Origin of the sequence: Micromonospora sp. LHW51205, assembly GCF_003315815.1 — a bacterium.
GTDB classification, from domain to species: Bacteria; Actinomycetota; Actinomycetes; order Mycobacteriales; family Micromonosporaceae; genus Micromonospora; species Micromonospora chalcea.
Map to the genome: position 1 here is coordinate 1,173,936 of NZ_QMEZ01000001.1, position 15,831 is coordinate 1,189,766.

17 protein-coding genes and 1 riboswitch are annotated in these 15,831 nt (G+C 73.3%); of the genes, 7 read left to right on the forward strand and 10 right to left on the reverse strand.

Going from position 1 to position 15,831, the window contains the following annotated elements; all coding sequences use genetic code 11:
- Positions 1-15: 15 nt before the first annotated feature.
- The gene (locus tag DQE82_RS05460) at positions 16-222 is read right to left on the reverse strand and encodes a heavy-metal-associated domain-containing protein (RefSeq protein WP_064448625.1); all 207 of its coding nucleotides are present in this window, start codon (positions 220-222) and stop codon (positions 16-18) included.
- 80 nt (positions 223-302) lie between these two features.
- Between DQE82_RS05460 and DQE82_RS05465 the strand changes: the two genes are divergently transcribed.
- The 4 genes from DQE82_RS05465 to DQE82_RS05480 all read left to right on the forward strand — a co-directional run bounded on the left by DQE82_RS05465 (position 303) and on the right by DQE82_RS05480 (position 3,700).
- Positions 303-602, forward strand: a complete 300-nt coding sequence (locus DQE82_RS05465; protein WP_013283780.1) for a metal-sensitive transcriptional regulator — start codon at positions 303-305, stop codon at positions 600-602.
- Positions 603-727: 125 nt separating this feature from the next.
- The gene (locus DQE82_RS05470; protein ID WP_043327065.1) at positions 728-937 is read left to right on the forward strand and encodes an SHOCT domain-containing protein; all 210 of its coding nucleotides are present in this window, start codon (positions 728-730) and stop codon (positions 935-937) included.
- 164 nt (positions 938-1,101) lie between these two features.
- Positions 1,102-2,385, forward strand: coding sequence for a YibE/F family protein (locus DQE82_RS05475; protein WP_113972138.1), 1,284 nt, complete (start codon positions 1,102-1,104; stop codon positions 2,383-2,385).
- A gap of 154 nt (positions 2,386-2,539) precedes the next feature.
- A riboswitch (cyclic di-AMP (ydaO/yuaA leader) is annotated at positions 2,540-2,671 on the forward strand.
- Between the two features lie 3 nt (positions 2,672-2,674).
- Complete coding sequence (locus DQE82_RS05480) at positions 2,675-3,700, forward strand: hypothetical protein (protein ID WP_043327069.1); 1,026 nt, start codon at positions 2,675-2,677, stop codon at positions 3,698-3,700.
- Between the two features lie 61 nt (positions 3,701-3,761).
- On the opposite strand, the gene DQE82_RS05485 is transcribed toward DQE82_RS05480, so the two are convergent.
- Positions 3,762-4,421, reverse strand: a complete 660-nt coding sequence (locus DQE82_RS05485) for a carbonic anhydrase (RefSeq protein ID WP_113972139.1) — start codon at positions 4,419-4,421, stop codon at positions 3,762-3,764.
- A gap of 159 nt (positions 4,422-4,580) precedes the next feature.
- Between DQE82_RS05485 and DQE82_RS05490 the strand changes: the two genes are divergently transcribed.
- Positions 4,581-4,922 (forward strand): MarR family winged helix-turn-helix transcriptional regulator, encoded by a 342-nt coding sequence (locus DQE82_RS05490; RefSeq protein ID WP_043327074.1) that lies wholly within the window; start codon positions 4,581-4,583, stop codon positions 4,920-4,922.
- A gap of 56 nt (positions 4,923-4,978) precedes the next feature.
- A complete protein-coding gene (mycP, locus tag DQE82_RS05495) occupies positions 4,979-6,217 on the forward strand; it encodes a type VII secretion-associated serine protease mycosin (RefSeq protein ID WP_233514591.1) in 1,239 nt (412 codons plus the stop codon).
- Positions 6,218-6,329: 112 nt separating this feature from the next.
- On the opposite strand, the gene DQE82_RS05500 is transcribed toward mycP, so the two are convergent.
- The 7 genes from DQE82_RS05500 to eccCa form a co-directional block, all read right to left on the reverse strand.
- The gene (locus tag DQE82_RS05500; protein WP_043327076.1) at positions 6,330-6,611 is read right to left on the reverse strand and encodes a WXG100 family type VII secretion target; all 282 of its coding nucleotides are present in this window, start codon (positions 6,609-6,611) and stop codon (positions 6,330-6,332) included.
- 28 nt (positions 6,612-6,639) lie between these two features.
- Positions 6,640-6,948 carry a WXG100 family type VII secretion target gene (locus DQE82_RS05505; protein WP_043327078.1) on the reverse strand — a complete coding sequence of 103 codons (309 nt, stop codon included), beginning with the start codon at positions 6,946-6,948 and terminating at the stop codon, positions 6,640-6,642.
- Between the two features lie 212 nt (positions 6,949-7,160).
- The gene (locus tag DQE82_RS05510; protein ID WP_043327079.1) at positions 7,161-7,430 is read right to left on the reverse strand and encodes a hypothetical protein; all 270 of its coding nucleotides are present in this window, start codon (positions 7,428-7,430) and stop codon (positions 7,161-7,163) included.
- A 12-nt stretch (positions 7,431-7,442) separates the two neighbouring features.
- Positions 7,443-8,171 carry a hypothetical protein gene (locus DQE82_RS05515; protein ID WP_043327081.1) on the reverse strand — a complete coding sequence of 243 codons (729 nt, stop codon included), beginning with the start codon at positions 8,169-8,171 and terminating at the stop codon, positions 7,443-7,445.
- 31 nt (positions 8,172-8,202) lie between these two features.
- On the reverse strand, positions 8,203-8,496 hold the full coding sequence (locus DQE82_RS05520) for a hypothetical protein (protein ID WP_043327083.1): 294 nt from the start codon (positions 8,494-8,496) through the stop codon (positions 8,203-8,205).
- 16 nt (positions 8,497-8,512) lie between these two features.
- Positions 8,513-8,923 (reverse strand): YbaB/EbfC family nucleoid-associated protein, encoded by a 411-nt coding sequence (locus DQE82_RS05525; RefSeq protein WP_113972140.1) that lies wholly within the window; start codon positions 8,921-8,923, stop codon positions 8,513-8,515.
- Between the two features lie 73 nt (positions 8,924-8,996).
- Positions 8,997-12,962: a type VII secretion protein EccCa gene (eccCa, locus tag DQE82_RS05530; protein ID WP_064448607.1), complete on the reverse strand. Its 3,966-nt coding sequence runs from the start codon at positions 12,960-12,962 to the stop codon at positions 8,997-8,999.
- Between the two features lie 170 nt (positions 12,963-13,132).
- On the opposite strand from eccCa, the gene eccD reads away from it, so the two are divergent.
- Complete coding sequence (gene eccD, locus DQE82_RS05535; protein WP_064448608.1) at positions 13,133-14,530, forward strand: type VII secretion integral membrane protein EccD; 1,398 nt, start codon at positions 13,133-13,135, stop codon at positions 14,528-14,530.
- Here eccD and DQE82_RS05540 read toward each other — a convergent pair.
- Positions 14,514-15,686 carry a type VII secretion protein EccE gene (locus DQE82_RS05540; protein ID WP_064448609.1) on the reverse strand — a complete coding sequence of 391 codons (1,173 nt, stop codon included), beginning with the start codon at positions 15,684-15,686 and terminating at the stop codon, positions 14,514-14,516. The genes eccD and DQE82_RS05540 overlap by 17 nt on opposite strands.
- Between the last annotated feature and the right edge of the window lie 145 nt (positions 15,687-15,831).

Sequence of the window (15,831 nt, forward strand, 5' to 3'; positions counted from 1 at the left end):
GGTCCCGTGGACCCGTCACGCACCGACGAGGTCGTAGCCGGCCTCGTCGACCGCCGCGCGGACGGCGTCCGTGTCCAGCGGGTTCTGACTGGTGACGGTGACCCGGCCGGTGGCCAGGTCGACCTGGACGCCGGTGACGCCCGGAAGCGCGCTCAGCTCGGTGCTCACCGAGTTGACGCAGTGGCCGCAGGTCATGCCGCTCACCTGGTAGGTGCTCTCCATGTCGCCCTCCGATCTCATACCCCCTGGGGGTACAGCCGGAACGTTAGCATACCCCCGAGGGGTACGCTATCCTCGTTCTCATGACCGCTCCGTCCAGCCCGACCCGGGGCTACACCGCCAGCAAGGACCAGCTCCTCGCCCGGCTCCGCCGGATCGAGGGTCAGGTCCGTGGCATCGAGAAGATGGTCGAGGACGACCGTTACTGCATCGACGTGCTGACCCAGATCTCGGCCATCCAGGCGGCGCTGGACAAGGTCGGCCTCGGCCTGCTCGACGGGCACGCGCGGCACTGCATGCACGAGGGCGCCGCCGAGGGCCGGGCCGACGAGATGGCGACCGAGATGATGGCCGCCGTCGGCCGCCTGATGAAGCGCGGCTGAACGGGACCTCCGCCTCTCCGAGCAGGGCACATCGACCCGCGCCGACGCGTCCGTGCGGCCGTACCGTCGAAGTGGCGGGCAGGCCGGCCCCGGCGGACCCGCGGTGACGGACGGAGGGCGGCCCGATGATGTGGCAGAGCCCGATGATGGGCTGGATGTGGATCTGGTCCCTGGCGGTGCTGGCGGTGCTGGCAGGGCTCCTCTGGCTGGCCGTGCGGTGGACCGGCCCGCAGCGGTCCGGGCCGACGGCGGCCCGGCGCATCCTCGACGAGCGGTACGCCCGCGGCGAGATCGACGAGGACGAGTACCGGCGACGCCGGGCCGGACTGGCCTGACCCGCGCGGGGCGCGCGTCACCGGTCACGGTGTCCGGGAGCACCCAGCCGGGCTGCCTACCATGTCGGGGCGACGACCCGGACGTGGTCGACACGTCCGCGCCGGCCCGGTGACCAGACCGGTCCGGCGGACCAGGCGTCGCCGCGACCGTTGGGAGAGACGACTTGGGTGCCGACCACACCCGCCCCGCACCGCCCACGCCACCGGGCGTACGGCGGCTGCTCGTCGCCGTGGTGGTGCCGCTGTTCGCGCTCACCGTGATCGCCGCGCTGGTGCTCTGGCCCCGGCAGGACCGGGAGCCGGTCGGCGGCGCGGACGTCCCCCGCTACCACGGCACCGTGACCCGGGTGGTCACCGAACCCTGCCCGCCGACGCCGGAGGCCCCGGAGGGCGCGGGCGGCCCCTGCGGCACCGCGACCGTCGCCGCCGAGCAGGGCCCGGACGCGGGACGGCAGGTCGAGACGCCGCTCCCGGCCGGACCGGGCGCGCCCCGGGTCGAGGTCGGCGACAAGATCGTCCTGGTCGAGCTGATCGACCCGGCCGACCCTTCGGTGAAGTCCTACAACATCGCCGAGCACCAGCGCGGCACACCGCTGATCTGGCTGCTGGTGCTCTTCGCCGCCGCGATCGTGGCGTTCGGCCGCTGGCGCGGGCTCGCCGCGCTCGGCGGCCTGGCGGCCAGCTTCGCCATCCTGCTCGGCTTCGTGCTGCCCGGCATCGGTGGCGGCCAGCCGCCGCTGCTGGTGGCGATCGTGGGCGCCGCGTTGATCATGTTCGTGGTGCTCTACCTGACGCACGGGATCACCGCGCAGACGTCGGTGGCGGTGCTCGGCACGCTCGGCAGCCTGGTGATCACCGGCGTGCTCGGCCTGCTCGCCACGTCCGCCACCCACCTGACCGGCTTCGGCAGCGAGGACGCCACCACCCTGTCCATGTTCCAGGGCGACGTGGACCTGCACGGACTGCTGCTGGCGGGCATCATCATCGGCTCGCTGGGCGTGCTGGACGACGTCACCGTCACCCAGGCGGCCACCGTCACCGAACTCGCGCACGCCAACCCGGGGCTGTCCCGGCGGCAGCTCTACCGGGCGGCGACCCGCGTCGGCCGGGCCCACATCGCGTCCACCGTCAACACCATCGTGCTGGCGTACGCGGGCGCGTCGCTGCCACTGCTGCTCCTGCTGGTCGCCGACTCCCGCCCGGTGAGCCAGATCCTCACCAGCGAGTTCCTCGCCCAGGAGATCGTCCGCAGCGCGGTGGCCACGCTCGGCCTGATCGCCGCCGTACCGCTGACGACCGCACTGGCCGCGATCGTGACCACCGCCGGACGGCGCGCGCCCGGTCCGGAGCCGGCGTCGCCCGTGCCCCCGCCGCCCCGTCCGCCGGCCGGACGCGACGACGCGCTGGAGGCGCTCGGCGGCGGAAAGAGTACGGAGGCGACATGGTGACACTCCGCACGGTGACCATCGATTTCAAACGCGACGCTGGTCACGGTGCGCCACGGCGAAATCTCGCTATTGGTCGGCTTCCGGACGTAGATCCGCAGGAGTGCTGTCGGGTAACCTCGCTGCCGGTCACCGCCGAAGGCGCGCACCGGCGCCAGCGGTGCCGCCGCCCAATCGCCTGCGGGCGAGCCGGGGAACCAGGTACATGGGGTGAATCCGCGCGAGCGGTAGGGGCCACTTCCGTCCCGAACCCGTCAGCTAACCCGGTCGGCGGCCGACGGAAGGGAACACTGTGACGCCACCCCTGCGCCGCTGGCTGACACCCCTGGTGGCCGTGCTGGCCTCGCTGGCAGTGCTGGCCGGGCCGAACTCGGCGACGGCGGCCCCCGCCGCGGCGGCCCCGAAGCCGTCCGGGCACGAGGAGGACGGCGAACCACCGCTCATCACCGAGGCGATCGACAGCGCCAACCGGAACTTCCTCCAGGCGAAGGCGAAGCTGGCCAAGTCGCAGGACCGCCAGCGGCGGCTGGCCGCCGAGGTACAGGCGGCACAGGCCGAACTCGAGGCGCTCAGCCCGCAGGTCAACCAGCTCGCCGCCCAGTCCTACCGGACCGGCCGGATGGGCGCGATGGCGATGCTGCTGGAGAGCAACTCGCCCGACTCGTTCGTCCGCCGCGTCAACGCCCTGGACGAGCTGAACCTCCTCAACGCGCAGCGCCTGGCCGCCATCAACGCGGTCAAGAACCGCGCCGAGACGGCCAAGATCGCGCTCGACGCCGAGGTGCGCGAGCAGGAGAAGCAGAAGAACGCGATGGAGCGCGAGAAGGTGCAGGCCGAACGCGCCCTCAAGCTCGTCGGCGGCCTCGGCTTCACCGGCGGCCTGGTCGACGCCACCTCACCGGTCGCCAAGATCGGCCCCGGCCGCACCGCCGACGGCGGCTGGAAGGCCGAGTCGTGCAGCGAGAACGACCCGACCACCTCGGGCTGCATCACGCCGCGGACGCTGCACGCCTACAAGGAGGTCCGGCGCGCCGGCTACACGCGCTTCGTGGGCTGTTACCGGCCGGGCGGGCCGTGGGAGCACCCCAAGGGCAAGGCGTGCGACTGGTCGCTGCAGAACAGCGGCTTCTCACCCTGGCACAACAACGACACCCGCAAGTACGGCAACGACGTGGCCGCCTTCCTCATCCGCAACGCCGACCGGCTGGGCATCTACTACGTGATCTGGAACCGGCAGATCTGGTTCCCGGCCACCGGCTGGAGGTCGTACAGCGGGCCGTCGAACCACACCGACCACGTCCACATGTCGATGCTCTGACCTGGACGCAGCAAGAAGGGGCCGCCCCCGTGGGCGGCCCCTTCGTCGTCCGGCGCTCCGGTCAGCCGGCCAGCGCCGCGTCCGCGTCCGCCGGCGACGAGGGAGCGGGCAGTGACGCCGGGACCTGCGCCACTGTCCGCACCTCGCCGCCGGAGAGCCGGTACGACATCCCCGCCACCGTGCACCGGCCCGCCGCGACCCGCTCGGCCAGCACGGAGGACCGGGCCAGCAGCGTCTCCACGGTCTGCGCGATGTGGACGTCGATGATGCCGTCGAGGTCGTCGATGCCCTGCCGGGCGGCGCGCAGCAGGCTGGGCGAGACCGCGTCCACCACCGCTCCCAGGTGCCCGGCCGGAGCGGCGCCGGTCCGGACCCCCTCCCGGGCGGCCTGGACCGCGCCGCAGGAGTCGTGCCCGAGCACCACCACGAGCGGCGTGCCCAGCACGGTGACCGCGTACTCGACGCTGCCGAGCACCTCGGGCCCGGCGGTGTGCCCGGCGGTACGCACCACGAAGAGGTCACCGAGACCTCGATCGAAGATGATCTCCGCGGCGAGCCGCGAGTCGGAGCAGCCGACGATCACCGCGAAGGGGTGCTGGCCGTCGGCCACCGCCGCCCGGTGCCTGGCGTCCTGATTCGGATGCTGCGGCACACCGGTGACGAACCGGTGGTTGCCGGCACGCAGCTCGGCGAGCGCCTGCTCCGGGCTTCTCGGCGTCATCTGCCTCACCTCGTCTACCTGCGGAACGACCAGGCCGGACGGCCTCGCGACTTCACGGTCACACGGCGTCAGGGGCACGTCAAGATTCGTGATACGCATTTCATACTTTCCCGTGCCGGCCCGCGTCCGATTCGGGTCGGCAGCGTCGATGGCCATAGCATGGCCACCATGGCGACGACACCAGGTGAGGACGGGAGCCGCCGCAACTGGACCTTCCTCACCAATCACGGACATGTGCTGCTGGCGATCGCGCGCAACCCCACGGCGCGGCTGCGGGACGTGGCCGACGAGGTGGGCGTCACCGAGCGGGCGGCCCAGGCCATCGTCGCCGACCTGGAAGCCGGGGGTTACCTGCGGCGCACCCGCGTGGGGCGGCGCAACGAGTACACGATCAACCCGAAGGGACGCTTCCGGCACCCGGCGGAGGCCGACCAGCAGGTCGGCGCCCTGCTGGCCCTCTTCGCCGCCGAGCCGGCCGGGGACGTCACCGCCGACCGGTGACCGGTTCCCGCGACCGCGTGCGCCCGCGCGGGCCGGCGCGACGGTAATCTCACCGCGTGCGCGACAGCTTGCGGCCGGGCGCGACAAAGAGGCGCGCCCGGGCCGGACACCCGATCCGGACCGTCCTCTCGGCAGCGGCGGCAGCCGCCCTGCTCGGCGGCGCGCTGGCGGTGCCCGCGCCCGCCGTGGCCGCCCCGAAGTGCGGGCCGACCGGCGGCCCCGCGCCCACCGAGACGCCGTGGGCGCTGAGCCGCCTCGACCCGGCCTCCGCGTGGCGGGTCGGCAAGGGCGCGGGGATCACCGTCGCCGTGATCGACTCCGGGGTCTCACCGTCGCATCCCCTGCTGCGCGGGCGGGTGCTCCCCGGCGAGGACTTCAACCAGCTCGTCCGGCTTCAGGGCCAGTGTGACCTGGTCGGGCACGGCACCCTGGTGGCCGGCATCATCGCCGGGCGGGAGGGCACCGGCTCGCCGTACACCGGCATCGCGCCGGAGGCCCGCATCCTGCCGCTGCGCGTGCTGGCCGAGAACAAGGAGAATTTCGACCCGGACGTGCCGGGCGAGATCGGCAAGGCGATCCGCTGGGCGGTCGACAACGACGCCGACGTGATCAACCTGTCCCTGGTCACGCTCGACGACCCGCAGCTGAAATCGGCGGTGCAGTACGCGCTCGGCAAGGACGTGGTGGTCGTCGCCTCCGCCGGCAACCGGCAGGAGAACCGGGAGGACCGGCCGGCCTATCCGGCCGCGTACCCGGGGGTCATCGCCGTCGCCGGTGTGGACGAGCAGGGCGGCCACGTCGGCAGCTCGGTCAGCGGGGACTATGTGGACATCGCCGGCCCCGGGCTGAACATCCTCGGGCCCGCGCCGCAGGGGTCCGGCTACCGGGCCGAGCCGCAGGGCGGCACGAGCTTCGCCACCGCGTACGTCTCCGGTGTCGCCGCGCTGGTGCGGGCCGCGCACCCCGACATCAGCGCCGACGAGGTCGCCTACCGGCTGACCCGCACCGCCGACAACCCGCCCGACGGGCACAACGCCGACGTCGGCTACGGGATGGTCAACCCCTACCGAGCGGTGACCAGCCTGCTCGGCACCCGCACGGACCCGCCGCTGGGCGCCATGCCGCCGCCGGCGCCGCCCACCGATCCGCTGGCCTGGCAGCGCACCGTCGCGATCTGGGTCGCCGTCGTCGGCGGGCTGCTCGCCGGGGTCCTGCTGACGCTGCGGCCGATCCTGACCCGCGGCCGGCGACGCGGATGGCGCCCCGGCCGGCGGGACGTCCCGCAGGACGCCTGACCGGTCGCCTCGCGCCGCACGGCCGGGCCGGAAATACACGAGACAGGGCCGGAATACACGACGGCTCCGCCCGGCACGAGCCGGAGCGGAGCCGTCGTGGACCGGTCGGGGGTCAGCTGCCCCAGACCTTGGAGTTGCTCATCTCCGTGGTCATGTAGTTCTCGCGCGCGATGCCCACCGCGCCGCCGATCTCGTTCAGGACCTTGTTGATGTCCCGCACGGCGGCGTCCCACTGGGCCTGGTGCTGCTGGTAGGCGGCCCGGTCCTGGCCCTCCCACTCGAGCTTGGTCAGCATCGCCCGCAGCGTGTCCAGCTTCTCGTCGATGATCCGCGAGATGGCCTGCATCTGCTGGTTGCTGCTCTCCAGAACAGCGTAGTCAACCTTGATGCTCATCGATTCCTCCTCTGCCTGTCTTCGCGGATCACGGGTTGAGAGCAGCGTGGAACTTGTCCAGCATCTGCTGCTGCTCTTCGTCGTTGACCTGGTGCGTGGTGCCCGACTTGTCGAGCAGGTCCGCGATGTTGTCCATCGCGGTCAGCAGCTTGTTCGTGTCCTCGGTCCAGCGAGTCATCAGGCTCTGGAAGCCCGTGGACGCCTGGCCCTTCCAGGCCATCGCGAGGTCGTCGACCACGTTCCACAGCTTCTTGAGCTCACCGTCAACCTCGCTGCGCGTGGACCGCACGTCACTCGCGGCGGTGTGCAGAGTCGCTGCACTGACCTCGAACGCCATGCTTCACACCCTTCCGTCTTTTGTGGCGGCGGTTCCGCCGCGCCCTCCCCCGCGGCAAGGCGAACACACCCCACCGACGGACACTTCATCCGAACCGTAGCGGACGATGTCCAACCCGCGCAGCCCTGCCGGCCCATCGACGTACTCCGACAGCCCGGAATCGGCAAGGCGATCCGGCGCTGTCCGTACGAGTTGGACGGTCCGTCCCGAGGTCAGGGCCGCTCACGTGCGGCTTTGACGATCGTCGACACACCGAAGGCCAGCACCGCGACCAGCAGTACCACCACGATCCACAGCAGCGGCTTCTCGAACGCGCGCTCGAACGTCAGCACCAGCAGCGCCGCGCAGGCGCTCAGCGAGACCACCTCGGCGGCCCGCCGCAGCCGCGCCGAGCGGGTCAGCACGGCGAACAGCATCAGGAGCACGAAGACCGGGATGGTCAGCAGGACGTACAGGAACAGTACGAAGATCAGAGTGTCCATGCCCCGCTCCCGTCACCTGTAGAACGCGGAGTCCCGAACCCAGTCGATCTTGATGTCCTTGATGTCCGGGTCGGAGCCGGCGGGCGCCCAGCCGGGCCGGGAGTCCGCGGTGAACGTGAACCGGCTGTCCGTGTGGAACGCGGCCATCAGCGCGTGCAGCAACGCGCTGATCTCGCCGAAGACCAGGACCAGGATCGCGGCGGTGGCGGCCAGGCCGGCGATGCCGATGGCCTGGGCCAGCGCGGTGGTCGCGGGGAAGAACTGGAGCGCGATCGAGGCGATCACCGCGACCAGGATCGGCATGAGCGCCTGCGCCAGGCCGGACACCGCGTCGTTGTACGCGTCCCGGGCCGCGGTGAGCGTGTCGCGGTTGGCGGCGAACGCCTCGGCCAGCGAGTTGATCTCCGCGCCGAGCTTGCGCATGAACTGGTCGAACGCGTCCCGGTCGTCGAAGTCCCACTCCGACGCCTCCGGCGGGACCGCCGCCATCGCCGCGCCGAACTGGTCCGCGCCGAGCAGGCGGGCCGCCTCGTCCCACTTCTTGATGGACTCGTTCACCTGCTGGTTGTCGAAGGACTCCAGGTAGAGGATGGTGCCGATCAGCGCCGCCGAGGCGGCGATCCAGACCAGGTTGCCCCGGGCGATGGCCGCGGCCGACCGTACCGGCGCCGTGGTCTGGGCGACCGACACCGAGCCGGTCACCGTCCCCGAGGCGTTGGCGATGAGGATCTCCGGTGGCATCAGGCGTCCTTCCCCTGGCGGGCCCGGCCGGTCACTTGACCACCCAGGGCTGATCCGACTTCTCCCAGTTCTGCGCGCTCTGTTCGAGCTGCGCGGCGGCCTTGCGCAGATGCTCCGCGCCGGTGCGGACGTTGTCGAGGTGCCCGTCCACGGCCGCGTTGTGCCGCTCCACCGCCCCGGTGCCGAACCAGCTCAGCGCGCCGCCGGGCAGCTTGACCTCGGCCAGCAGCGCCTCGACGTTGCGCAGGTACTGGATCGGCCCGTCCGGGGCGTCGAGCATCCGGCTCGCCTTCCGGATCGCGTCGACGTCGACGGTGTTCGGCATCGTCGTCCCCTCTCGCTCAGCGCCGCAGATTGCGGGTCGGGTCGGACAGATCCACCCCGAACTGACGGAACCAGTCCTCCGGGGTCAGCGTGCCGTCCTGCGCCCGGCGGACCGTCTCGGAGTCGCCGAGCATCTCGCCCAGCATCTCCCGCTGCCGCTCCTCGAAGGCGGCGTAGGCCGCGTCGATCGCGGCCTGGATCGACTCGGCCAGGGAGAAGCTGTCCAGCCGCATGGCCCGCGCGTTCAGCTCGATGCCGCCGACCTTCATGTCGCCGTCCACGGTCACCCGCACCAGCCCGTCCGGGCTCTCCCCGGTGACCCGCAGCTCCGCACGCTGCCGCTGGAGCTCGGCCAGCCGCCGCTGCTGCTCCTGCGCCTGCCGCAACAGGCCCTCCAGGGCACCACCGATACCCGACGGGCTGCTCAACTCCGGCTCTCCCCGTAATCGCGACGATCGATCGGGCCGACGCTACCGGAAGTGACGCCTGCCGTCCGTCCCGTCAGACCGGTTCCGTCCAGGCGGTCTGGATCAGCTGCTGGCCGTCGCGGCGGCGCACCAGCGTGCCCCGGCCCGGCGGCTGCGGGGTCGGCCGCAGGTTGCCGAAGACCGCGCCCTCCTCCCGGCTGCCGGACATGAGCAGTCCCGGTGAGTCCAGCTCACGCAGGCGTTGCAGCACCGGCTCGTACAGCGCCCGGGCCACACCACCGACCCGCCGCGTGACGATCAGGTGCAGGCCGATGTCCCGCGCCTGCGGCAGCAGCTCGTGCAGCGCGCTGAGCGGATTGCTGCCGCCGGAGGCGACCAGGTCGTAGTCGTCCACCAGGATGTAGAGGTCCGGCCCCTTCCACCAGCTCCGGTCGCGCAGCTGCGCGGTGGTCACGTCCGGGCCGGGCAGCCGGTTCTGCAACGCGCTGCGGATCGAGCCGAGACCCTGGCTGAACACCTGGTTCGACGGCGCGTAGTCGAGCAGGTGGTCCCCCTCGACCGCGCCGAGCAGGCCGCGCCGGTAGTCGGCGATGACCAGCCGCGCCTGGGCCGGGGTGTACCGCTCGGCGATCCCCCGGGCGATCAGCCGCAGCAGGTTCGTCTTGCCGCACTCGGCGTCGCCGAACACGGTCAGGTGCGGCTCGCTCGCCAGGTCCAGGTAGACCGGGGCGAGCGCCGACTCGTTGACGCCGATCGGGATGCCCCGGACGGACCGGTCGACCACCTTCGCCAGCTCGGTGACCGCCAGCTTGCGCGGCAGCAGCCGGACCTTCGGCGCCGGACGGCCCGGCCAGTTCGCCGCGACGTGCCCGGCCAGCGCCACCGACGCCTCGGTCAGGTCCTCGATGTCGCGCTTGCCGTCGATCCGCGAGATCGCGGTCAGGAAGTGCAGCTTGTCCCGGGTCAGGCCGCGACCCGGCGCGCCGACCGGCACGTTCTGCGCGGCCCGCCGGTCGATCTCCGACTCCGACGGGTCACCGAGCCGCAGCTCCAGCTTGGTGCCGAGCAGGTCCCGCATGTTGATCCGGATCTCCGCCCAGCGCACCGCCGTGATCACCACGTGGACGCCGAAGCCGAGGCCCCGGTTGGCCAGGTTGGTGATGGTCTGCTCCAGCTCCTCGTACTCCTGGCGCAGCGTGTTCCAGCCGTCCACCACGAGGAAGACGTCACCGAACGGGTCGTCGGCGAACTCACCGGCCGCGCGGCGGCGCCGGTAGCTGGCCACCGAGTCGATGCCGTGCTGGGTGAACCGGTTCTCCCGCTCGTCGATCACCGCGACCACCTCGGCGACCGTCCGCCGGACCGCCTCGGTGTCCCGCCGCCCCGCCACGCCCGAGGTGTGCGGCAGCCCGTCCAGGCTGCGCAGCGCGCCACCACCGAAGTCGAGGCAGAAGAACTGCACCTCGCGCGGCGTGTGGGTGAGCGCCAGCGAGGCCAGCATCGAGCGCAACATCGTGCTCTTGCCGCTCAGCGACGCGCCGACGATCACCACGTTGCCGCCGGCCCCGGCCAGGTCGACCATCATCGGGTCGCGGCGCTGCTCGTACGGGCGGTCCACGATGCCGACCGGCACGGCGAGCCGGCCGCGGCCCGGCCAGTCGGCGGTGGTCAGGCCGTACGTCGGGTGCACGCTCAGCTTCGGCAGCAGCTCGGCCAGCCCGGACGGCTCGGCCAGCGGCGGCAGCCAGACCTGGTGTGCCGGCTTGCCGCGGCCCTTGAGCTGGTCGATCAGCACGTCCAGCATGGCCACCGCCTTGCCGTCGCCCGACTGCTCCGGCTCCGGCGTGGCCTCCGCCGGACTCGGCAGCGCCGGCGCCGGTACGTAGTCGATGCCGTACGGGACGATCCGCCGCTGCACCTGCGCCCGGGTGGAGCGCTGCGCCTGCCCCGGCGCCTGGTACGGGCCGGACACGTACGCCGCACGGAACCGCAGCATCGTGGCGGTGTCGGTCTTCAGGTAACCGTGACCCGGCGCGCTGGGCAGCTCGTACGCATCAGGCACGCCGAGCACGATCCGGCTCTCCACCGCCGAGAACGTGCGCAGACCGATCCGGTACGACAGGTGCGTGTCCAGGCCGCGCAGCTTGCCCTCCTCCAGCCGCTGCGAGGCGAGCAGCAGGTGCACGCCGAGCGACCGGCCGAGGCGGCCGATCATCACGAACAGGTCGATGAAGTCCGGCTTGGCGGCCAGCAGCTCGGAGAACTCGTCACAGATGATCAGCAGGCTCGGCATCGGCTCCAGTGGCTCCCCGGCCGCCCGCGCCTTCTCGTAGTCGTAACGGGAGACGTAGTTGCCGGCCGCCCGCAGCACCTCCTGCCGGCGGTTCATCTCACCGGCCAGCGCGTCCCGCATGCGGTCCACCAGCGGCAGCTCGTCCGAGAGGTTGGTGATCACCGCGCTGGTGTGCGGCAGCGCGTCCAGCGAGGCGAACGTGGCGCCGCCCTTGAAGTCGACCAGGACGAAGTTCAGCTCCTCCGAGGAGTGCGTCACGGCCAGCGCGGCGACCACCGTACGCAGCAGTTCGCTCTTGCCGGAGCCGGTCGCGCCGATCACCAGACCGTGCGGGCCCATGCCCTCGTGCGCGGACTCCTTGAAGTCCAGCTCGACCACGTTGCCGTCCGGGCCCAGGCCGAGCGGGATGCGCAGCCGGTCGCGGTGGCTGCGCGGCCGCCAGGTCTGCCGGACGTCCACGGTGGCCGCGTCGCCGACACCGAGCAGGTCAGGCAGCTCCATGCTGCGGGCCAGCGGCTCCTCGGTGCTCGCGCCCTGCTGCTGGGAGAGCCGGAACGGGGCGATCTGCCGGGCCAGCCCCTCGGCGGCGGACAGGGACAGCCGGTCCGGGCTGCCGAGCCGGGACGTGGCGGTGCCGCGGACCAGGTCCAGGCCGGTGCCGTCGCCGGCGTCCAGGCAGAGCAGCCAGCGCCCGGCGTCGCGGGGCACCGTGCCGGACAGGTCGACCACTGTGGTGCCGAGCAGGCCCGGCCCGGTCAGCGCGCAGGTCGCCGAGACCTCGCCGCCGTCCAGCACCACCACCACGTGCGGCGCGGTGGTCAGCGGCTTCGCCTCCGGCGCGAACCGGGGCCGCCCGCCCAGCTCCTGGGCCAGCGCGGTCTCCGCCTCGTCCAGCGCGGCGAACACCATCCGGCGCGCGCCCGCCGCGTCGGTACGCCCCGGGTGCTGGGCGTGCGGCAGCCACTTCACCCAGTCCCAGACCGGCTGCCGGTCCGGCGCGGCCACGACGACGACCAGCAGGTCCTCCGGGGCGTGGAACGTGACGAGCTGCCCCAGCGCGGCCCGGGCCAGGTCGAGCACCGGCTCCCGGTCGCCGCGCAACGCGATCCGGCTGAACGCGCGCAGCGACAACGCGGTCGGCAGGTCCGGCACGCTGGAGTGGGCCCGGACGAACCGGCGCAGCGCGATCGCGCTCATCGGCTCCAGGTCCTCCACCGGCTTGGTCTCCGGCGGCACGATCTCCACCGCCAGCCGCTGCGGGCCGAGCGCGATCCGCACCTCGCCGAAGTCGTCCTCGGTGATCCGCCGCTCCCACAGCCGGCGGGAGGCGGCGATCGACCAGAGCGCGTCCGGCTCCGGGTGCCGCCAGGTCATCGCGGCGCGCTGCTGCTCGGCGGCCCGGCGGGTGCGCTTGCGCATCTGCGCCAGGTAGCGCATGTAGTCGCGCCGCTGCGCGTTCAGCTCGGCCTTGTCGTTGCCGCCGTTGCCGAGCGTGCCGATCGCCATGCCCAACATGGACACACCGAACAGGCCACCCGCGACGTACGTCATCATGCCGCCGCCGCGGCCGGCGTAGAGGAAGGCCATCGCTCCGACACCGCAGAGCATCGGCAGGATCATCAGCACCTGCCCCATGCCCTTGGCCTTCGGCTCCGGCAGCTCGGGCGGGGACTCCAGCAGCACCTCGCCGCGCGGCAGCGCGGGCCCCGGTTGACGCGGAAGCCGGCGGAACACCACCGTACTCACGGCTCTCCCCTCCCCAGAAGCGGCCCTGATCGTGGTCTGCCACCGCCGGTGAGCGTCGGGTGGGCAACCTGTGCGACCGCCATCGTAGGTAATCTCCCGGAGGCGTCGTGGACCCGTGGGGGCGACGCCGTGGGCCGAGCGGATCGTTTGCGAGCAACGAGGAGGCCACTGTGGCGACGAAGACGGCGACCGGTGGGCTGAGCCGGATCACCATCGTGGCGCCACGTACCAGGATGGATCTGGCGCTGCCGTCCGACGTGCCGCTCGCCGACCTGCTGCCCACGCTGCTGCGCTACGCGGGCGAGGACCTGGCCGACGAGGGTGTGCGGCACGGCGGCTGGGCCCTGTCCCGGCTCGGCGGCCAGCCGCTCGACGGTGGCCGTACCGCCGCGCAGCTCGGGGTCCGCGACGGCGAGGTGCTCTACTTCAACCCCCGTGCCGCGACCGCCCCGGAGATCGTCTTCGACGACGTGGTGGACGCGGTCGCCACCTCCACCACCCAGCGGGCGGGCGCCTGGCAGGTGGGCACCACGCGGGCGTTCGCGGTCCTCCTGGCCGCCTCCGCGCTTGCCGGCGGCGCGGTGGCGGCGCTGTTCACCGGCCCGCCGCACCTGCCCGGCGCGGCGGCCGCCTTCGTGGTCGCGGTGGCGCTGCTGGTCGGCGCCGCGGTGCTGTCCCGGGCGGCCGGAGACAGTCGCACCGGCGCGGTGCTGGCCCTGGTCGGGATCGGCTACGCGGGCGTCGGCGGCCTGCTGGTGCTCGCCGGTGAGCGGACGCTCGGCGAGCTGGCCGCCCCGCACGTCCTGCTCGCCGGCACCGCCGTGGTGGTGTTCGGCGCGATCGCCGCGCTCGCCGTCGGCGACCGCCTGCCGCTGTTCCTCGGCGCGGTCGGCGTGGGGGCGGCGGTCGGGCTCGGCGCGGTGCTCAGCCTGGCCTTCGGCATCGGCGCGGCGGCGTCGGCGGCAGTGGTGGCGACAGTCGCCTTCGGCGCGCTGCCGGCGCTGCCGATGCTCGCCTACCGCCTCGCCCGGCTGCCGGTGCCGTCCATCCCCACCGGGCCGGACGACCTGAAGACCGACACCGAGTCGGTGGACGGGCCGTCGGTGCTGCGCAACAGCGAGCGCGCCGACGGTTTCCTCACCGGCCTGCTCTGGACCGTCTCGCTGCTGGTGCTCGGCGGCGAGGTGGTGCTGGCCGAGGACGGCCGCCTGCCGGCGGTCCTGCTCTGCCTGGTCCTGGCGCTGCTGTCGCTGCTGCGGGCGCGCCCGTTCCTCGGCCGCGGGCAGCGTACGCCGGTGCTGCTGTCCGGCACCGTCGGCCTGGGACTGGTCGCCGCCGCCACGTTCGCCGCCGGCTCGCTGGCGGTCCGGCTCGGGCTGGTCCTCGGCGGCCTGGCCGTGGTGGCCGTGATCAGCCTGGTCTACGGCCTGACCGTGGCCGGCAAGCGGATCTCGCCGGTCTGGGGCCGGACCCTGGACATCGTCGAGATCCTGCTGATCATCGCGCTGGTGCCGCTCGCCGTGTGGGTGTGCGGCATGTACGGCTGGATCGTCAACCTTCGACCGTGACGGTCCCCATCGCGGTGCCGACCGGCGCGGTGGCGTAGACGCCGGGACCGTGCTGGCCGTCCAGCGGGCGGGCCGGCACACCCGCGCGCCCGGCCATGTCCCGGACCGCCTTCACCAGCGCCTCGGCGTGCCCGTCCATTGCCGCCACCCGCAGCAGCGGCGGAACCCGCCGGCCGCCCGGGAGCACCACGGCGGCGACCGTGTGCGACGGCGCCGAGGTGGCGGTGACCGCGTCCACGAGCGCGCCGAGCGAGCCGTTGGGGCGTACCCGCAGGGCCAGGCAGCGCTGCGTCCAGCCGCCCCCGCGCACGCTGGTCCACGTCTCCACCGGCGCCTCCGGCGCCAGGTCGAGCCCGGCGCCGGACACCACCGCCGCGTGCAGCTCGTCCCGCCCGAGCACGCGGTGGCCGAGACCGGCGGCGTTGAGCGCCTTGCCGAGCCGGCCCACCCCGGCCGCCACCGTCCGGTGCACGCCGCGCAGGCCGCCGCCCCGGCTCACCGTTTCGGCCCGCGCGTCGGCCACCGACAGTCGCAGCGCCACCCACACGGTCCGGTACGCCGACGGCGGCGCGCCGGGGGCCGGGTACCAGACCAGCGTGTGCGAGACGACCTGGGTCTGGGTGACCGGGCCGGAGAAGTCGGCGAGCACGGCGAGCGCGCGGTCCACCACGGCGGCCTCGATCGAGCCCGCGGGCGCGCCGGGCCGGCCGGTGAGCGCCAGCGCGGCGAACCAGCCCCGGTCGTCCTGCCCGATGCCGAGGCGGGTGCCGCGCTCGGTCAGCTCCACCACTGTCAGTTCCGGGGCGAGCGCGGCCAGCCGGGGGTCGCCGCCCGGCGTCGCGCCCCGGGCCCGGTCGCGGCGGCGGCGCAGCCGGCGGCGGAGCATCAGGTCCTCGTACCACCATCGGCCGCCCCGGCGCGCGAACGCGGCGACCACTGCCAGCAGCGCCAGCCCGCCCACCACCCCGAGCAGCCAGGGCGGGCCGGCGGTGGCGAACCAGACCGCCAGCGCGGCGCACTCCACCACGACGAGCTGCCCGACCACGACCGGGCCGAGCCGGCCCCGGCGGCGCTTGTCGGCCGGGGTGACCGGCCGGTCCACCGGTACGGCGGGGGCGGTGGCCGTACGACCGGGTGGCGCCTGCAGCTGCGTCATCGGTGAGCGTCCCTTCTGGACATCCTGGACATCCGCCGGCGGGGTGCGGCGTTCGGGCGGCGGACGGGGTCCGGCGCACCCCCGGTGGCCCCTTATCGTAGGGAAGCCCGCGACGCCGCTCGGCCCTGTCGTCGTTGGACCCACC

Coding starts and splice junctions, on each gene's coding strand:
- DQE82_RS05460 (WP_064448625.1), bottom strand. CDS start 222: ATGGAGAGCACCTACCAGGTGAGCGGCATGACCTGCGGCCACTGCGTC.
- DQE82_RS05465 (WP_013283780.1), top strand. CDS start 303: ATGACCGCTCCGTCCAGCCCGACCCGGGGCTACACCGCCAGCAAGGAC.
- DQE82_RS05470 (WP_043327065.1), top strand. CDS start 728: ATGATGTGGCAGAGCCCGATGATGGGCTGGATGTGGATCTGGTCCCTG.
- DQE82_RS05485 (WP_113972139.1), bottom strand. CDS start 4,421: ATGACGCCGAGAAGCCCGGAGCAGGCGCTCGCCGAGCTGCGTGCCGGC.
- DQE82_RS05490 (WP_043327074.1), top strand. CDS start 4,581: ATGGCCACCATGGCGACGACACCAGGTGAGGACGGGAGCCGCCGCAAC.
- DQE82_RS05500 (WP_043327076.1), bottom strand. CDS start 6,611: ATGAGCATCAAGGTTGACTACGCTGTTCTGGAGAGCAGCAACCAGCAG.
- DQE82_RS05505 (WP_043327078.1), bottom strand. CDS start 6,948: ATGGCGTTCGAGGTCAGTGCAGCGACTCTGCACACCGCCGCGAGTGAC.
- DQE82_RS05510 (WP_043327079.1), bottom strand. CDS start 7,430: ATGGACACTCTGATCTTCGTACTGTTCCTGTACGTCCTGCTGACCATC.
- DQE82_RS05515 (WP_043327081.1), bottom strand. CDS start 8,171: ATGCCACCGGAGATCCTCATCGCCAACGCCTCGGGGACGGTGACCGGC.
- DQE82_RS05520 (WP_043327083.1), bottom strand. CDS start 8,496: ATGCCGAACACCGTCGACGTCGACGCGATCCGGAAGGCGAGCCGGATG.
- DQE82_RS05540 (WP_064448609.1), bottom strand. CDS start 15,686: ATGACGCAGCTGCAGGCGCCACCCGGTCGTACGGCCACCGCCCCCGCC.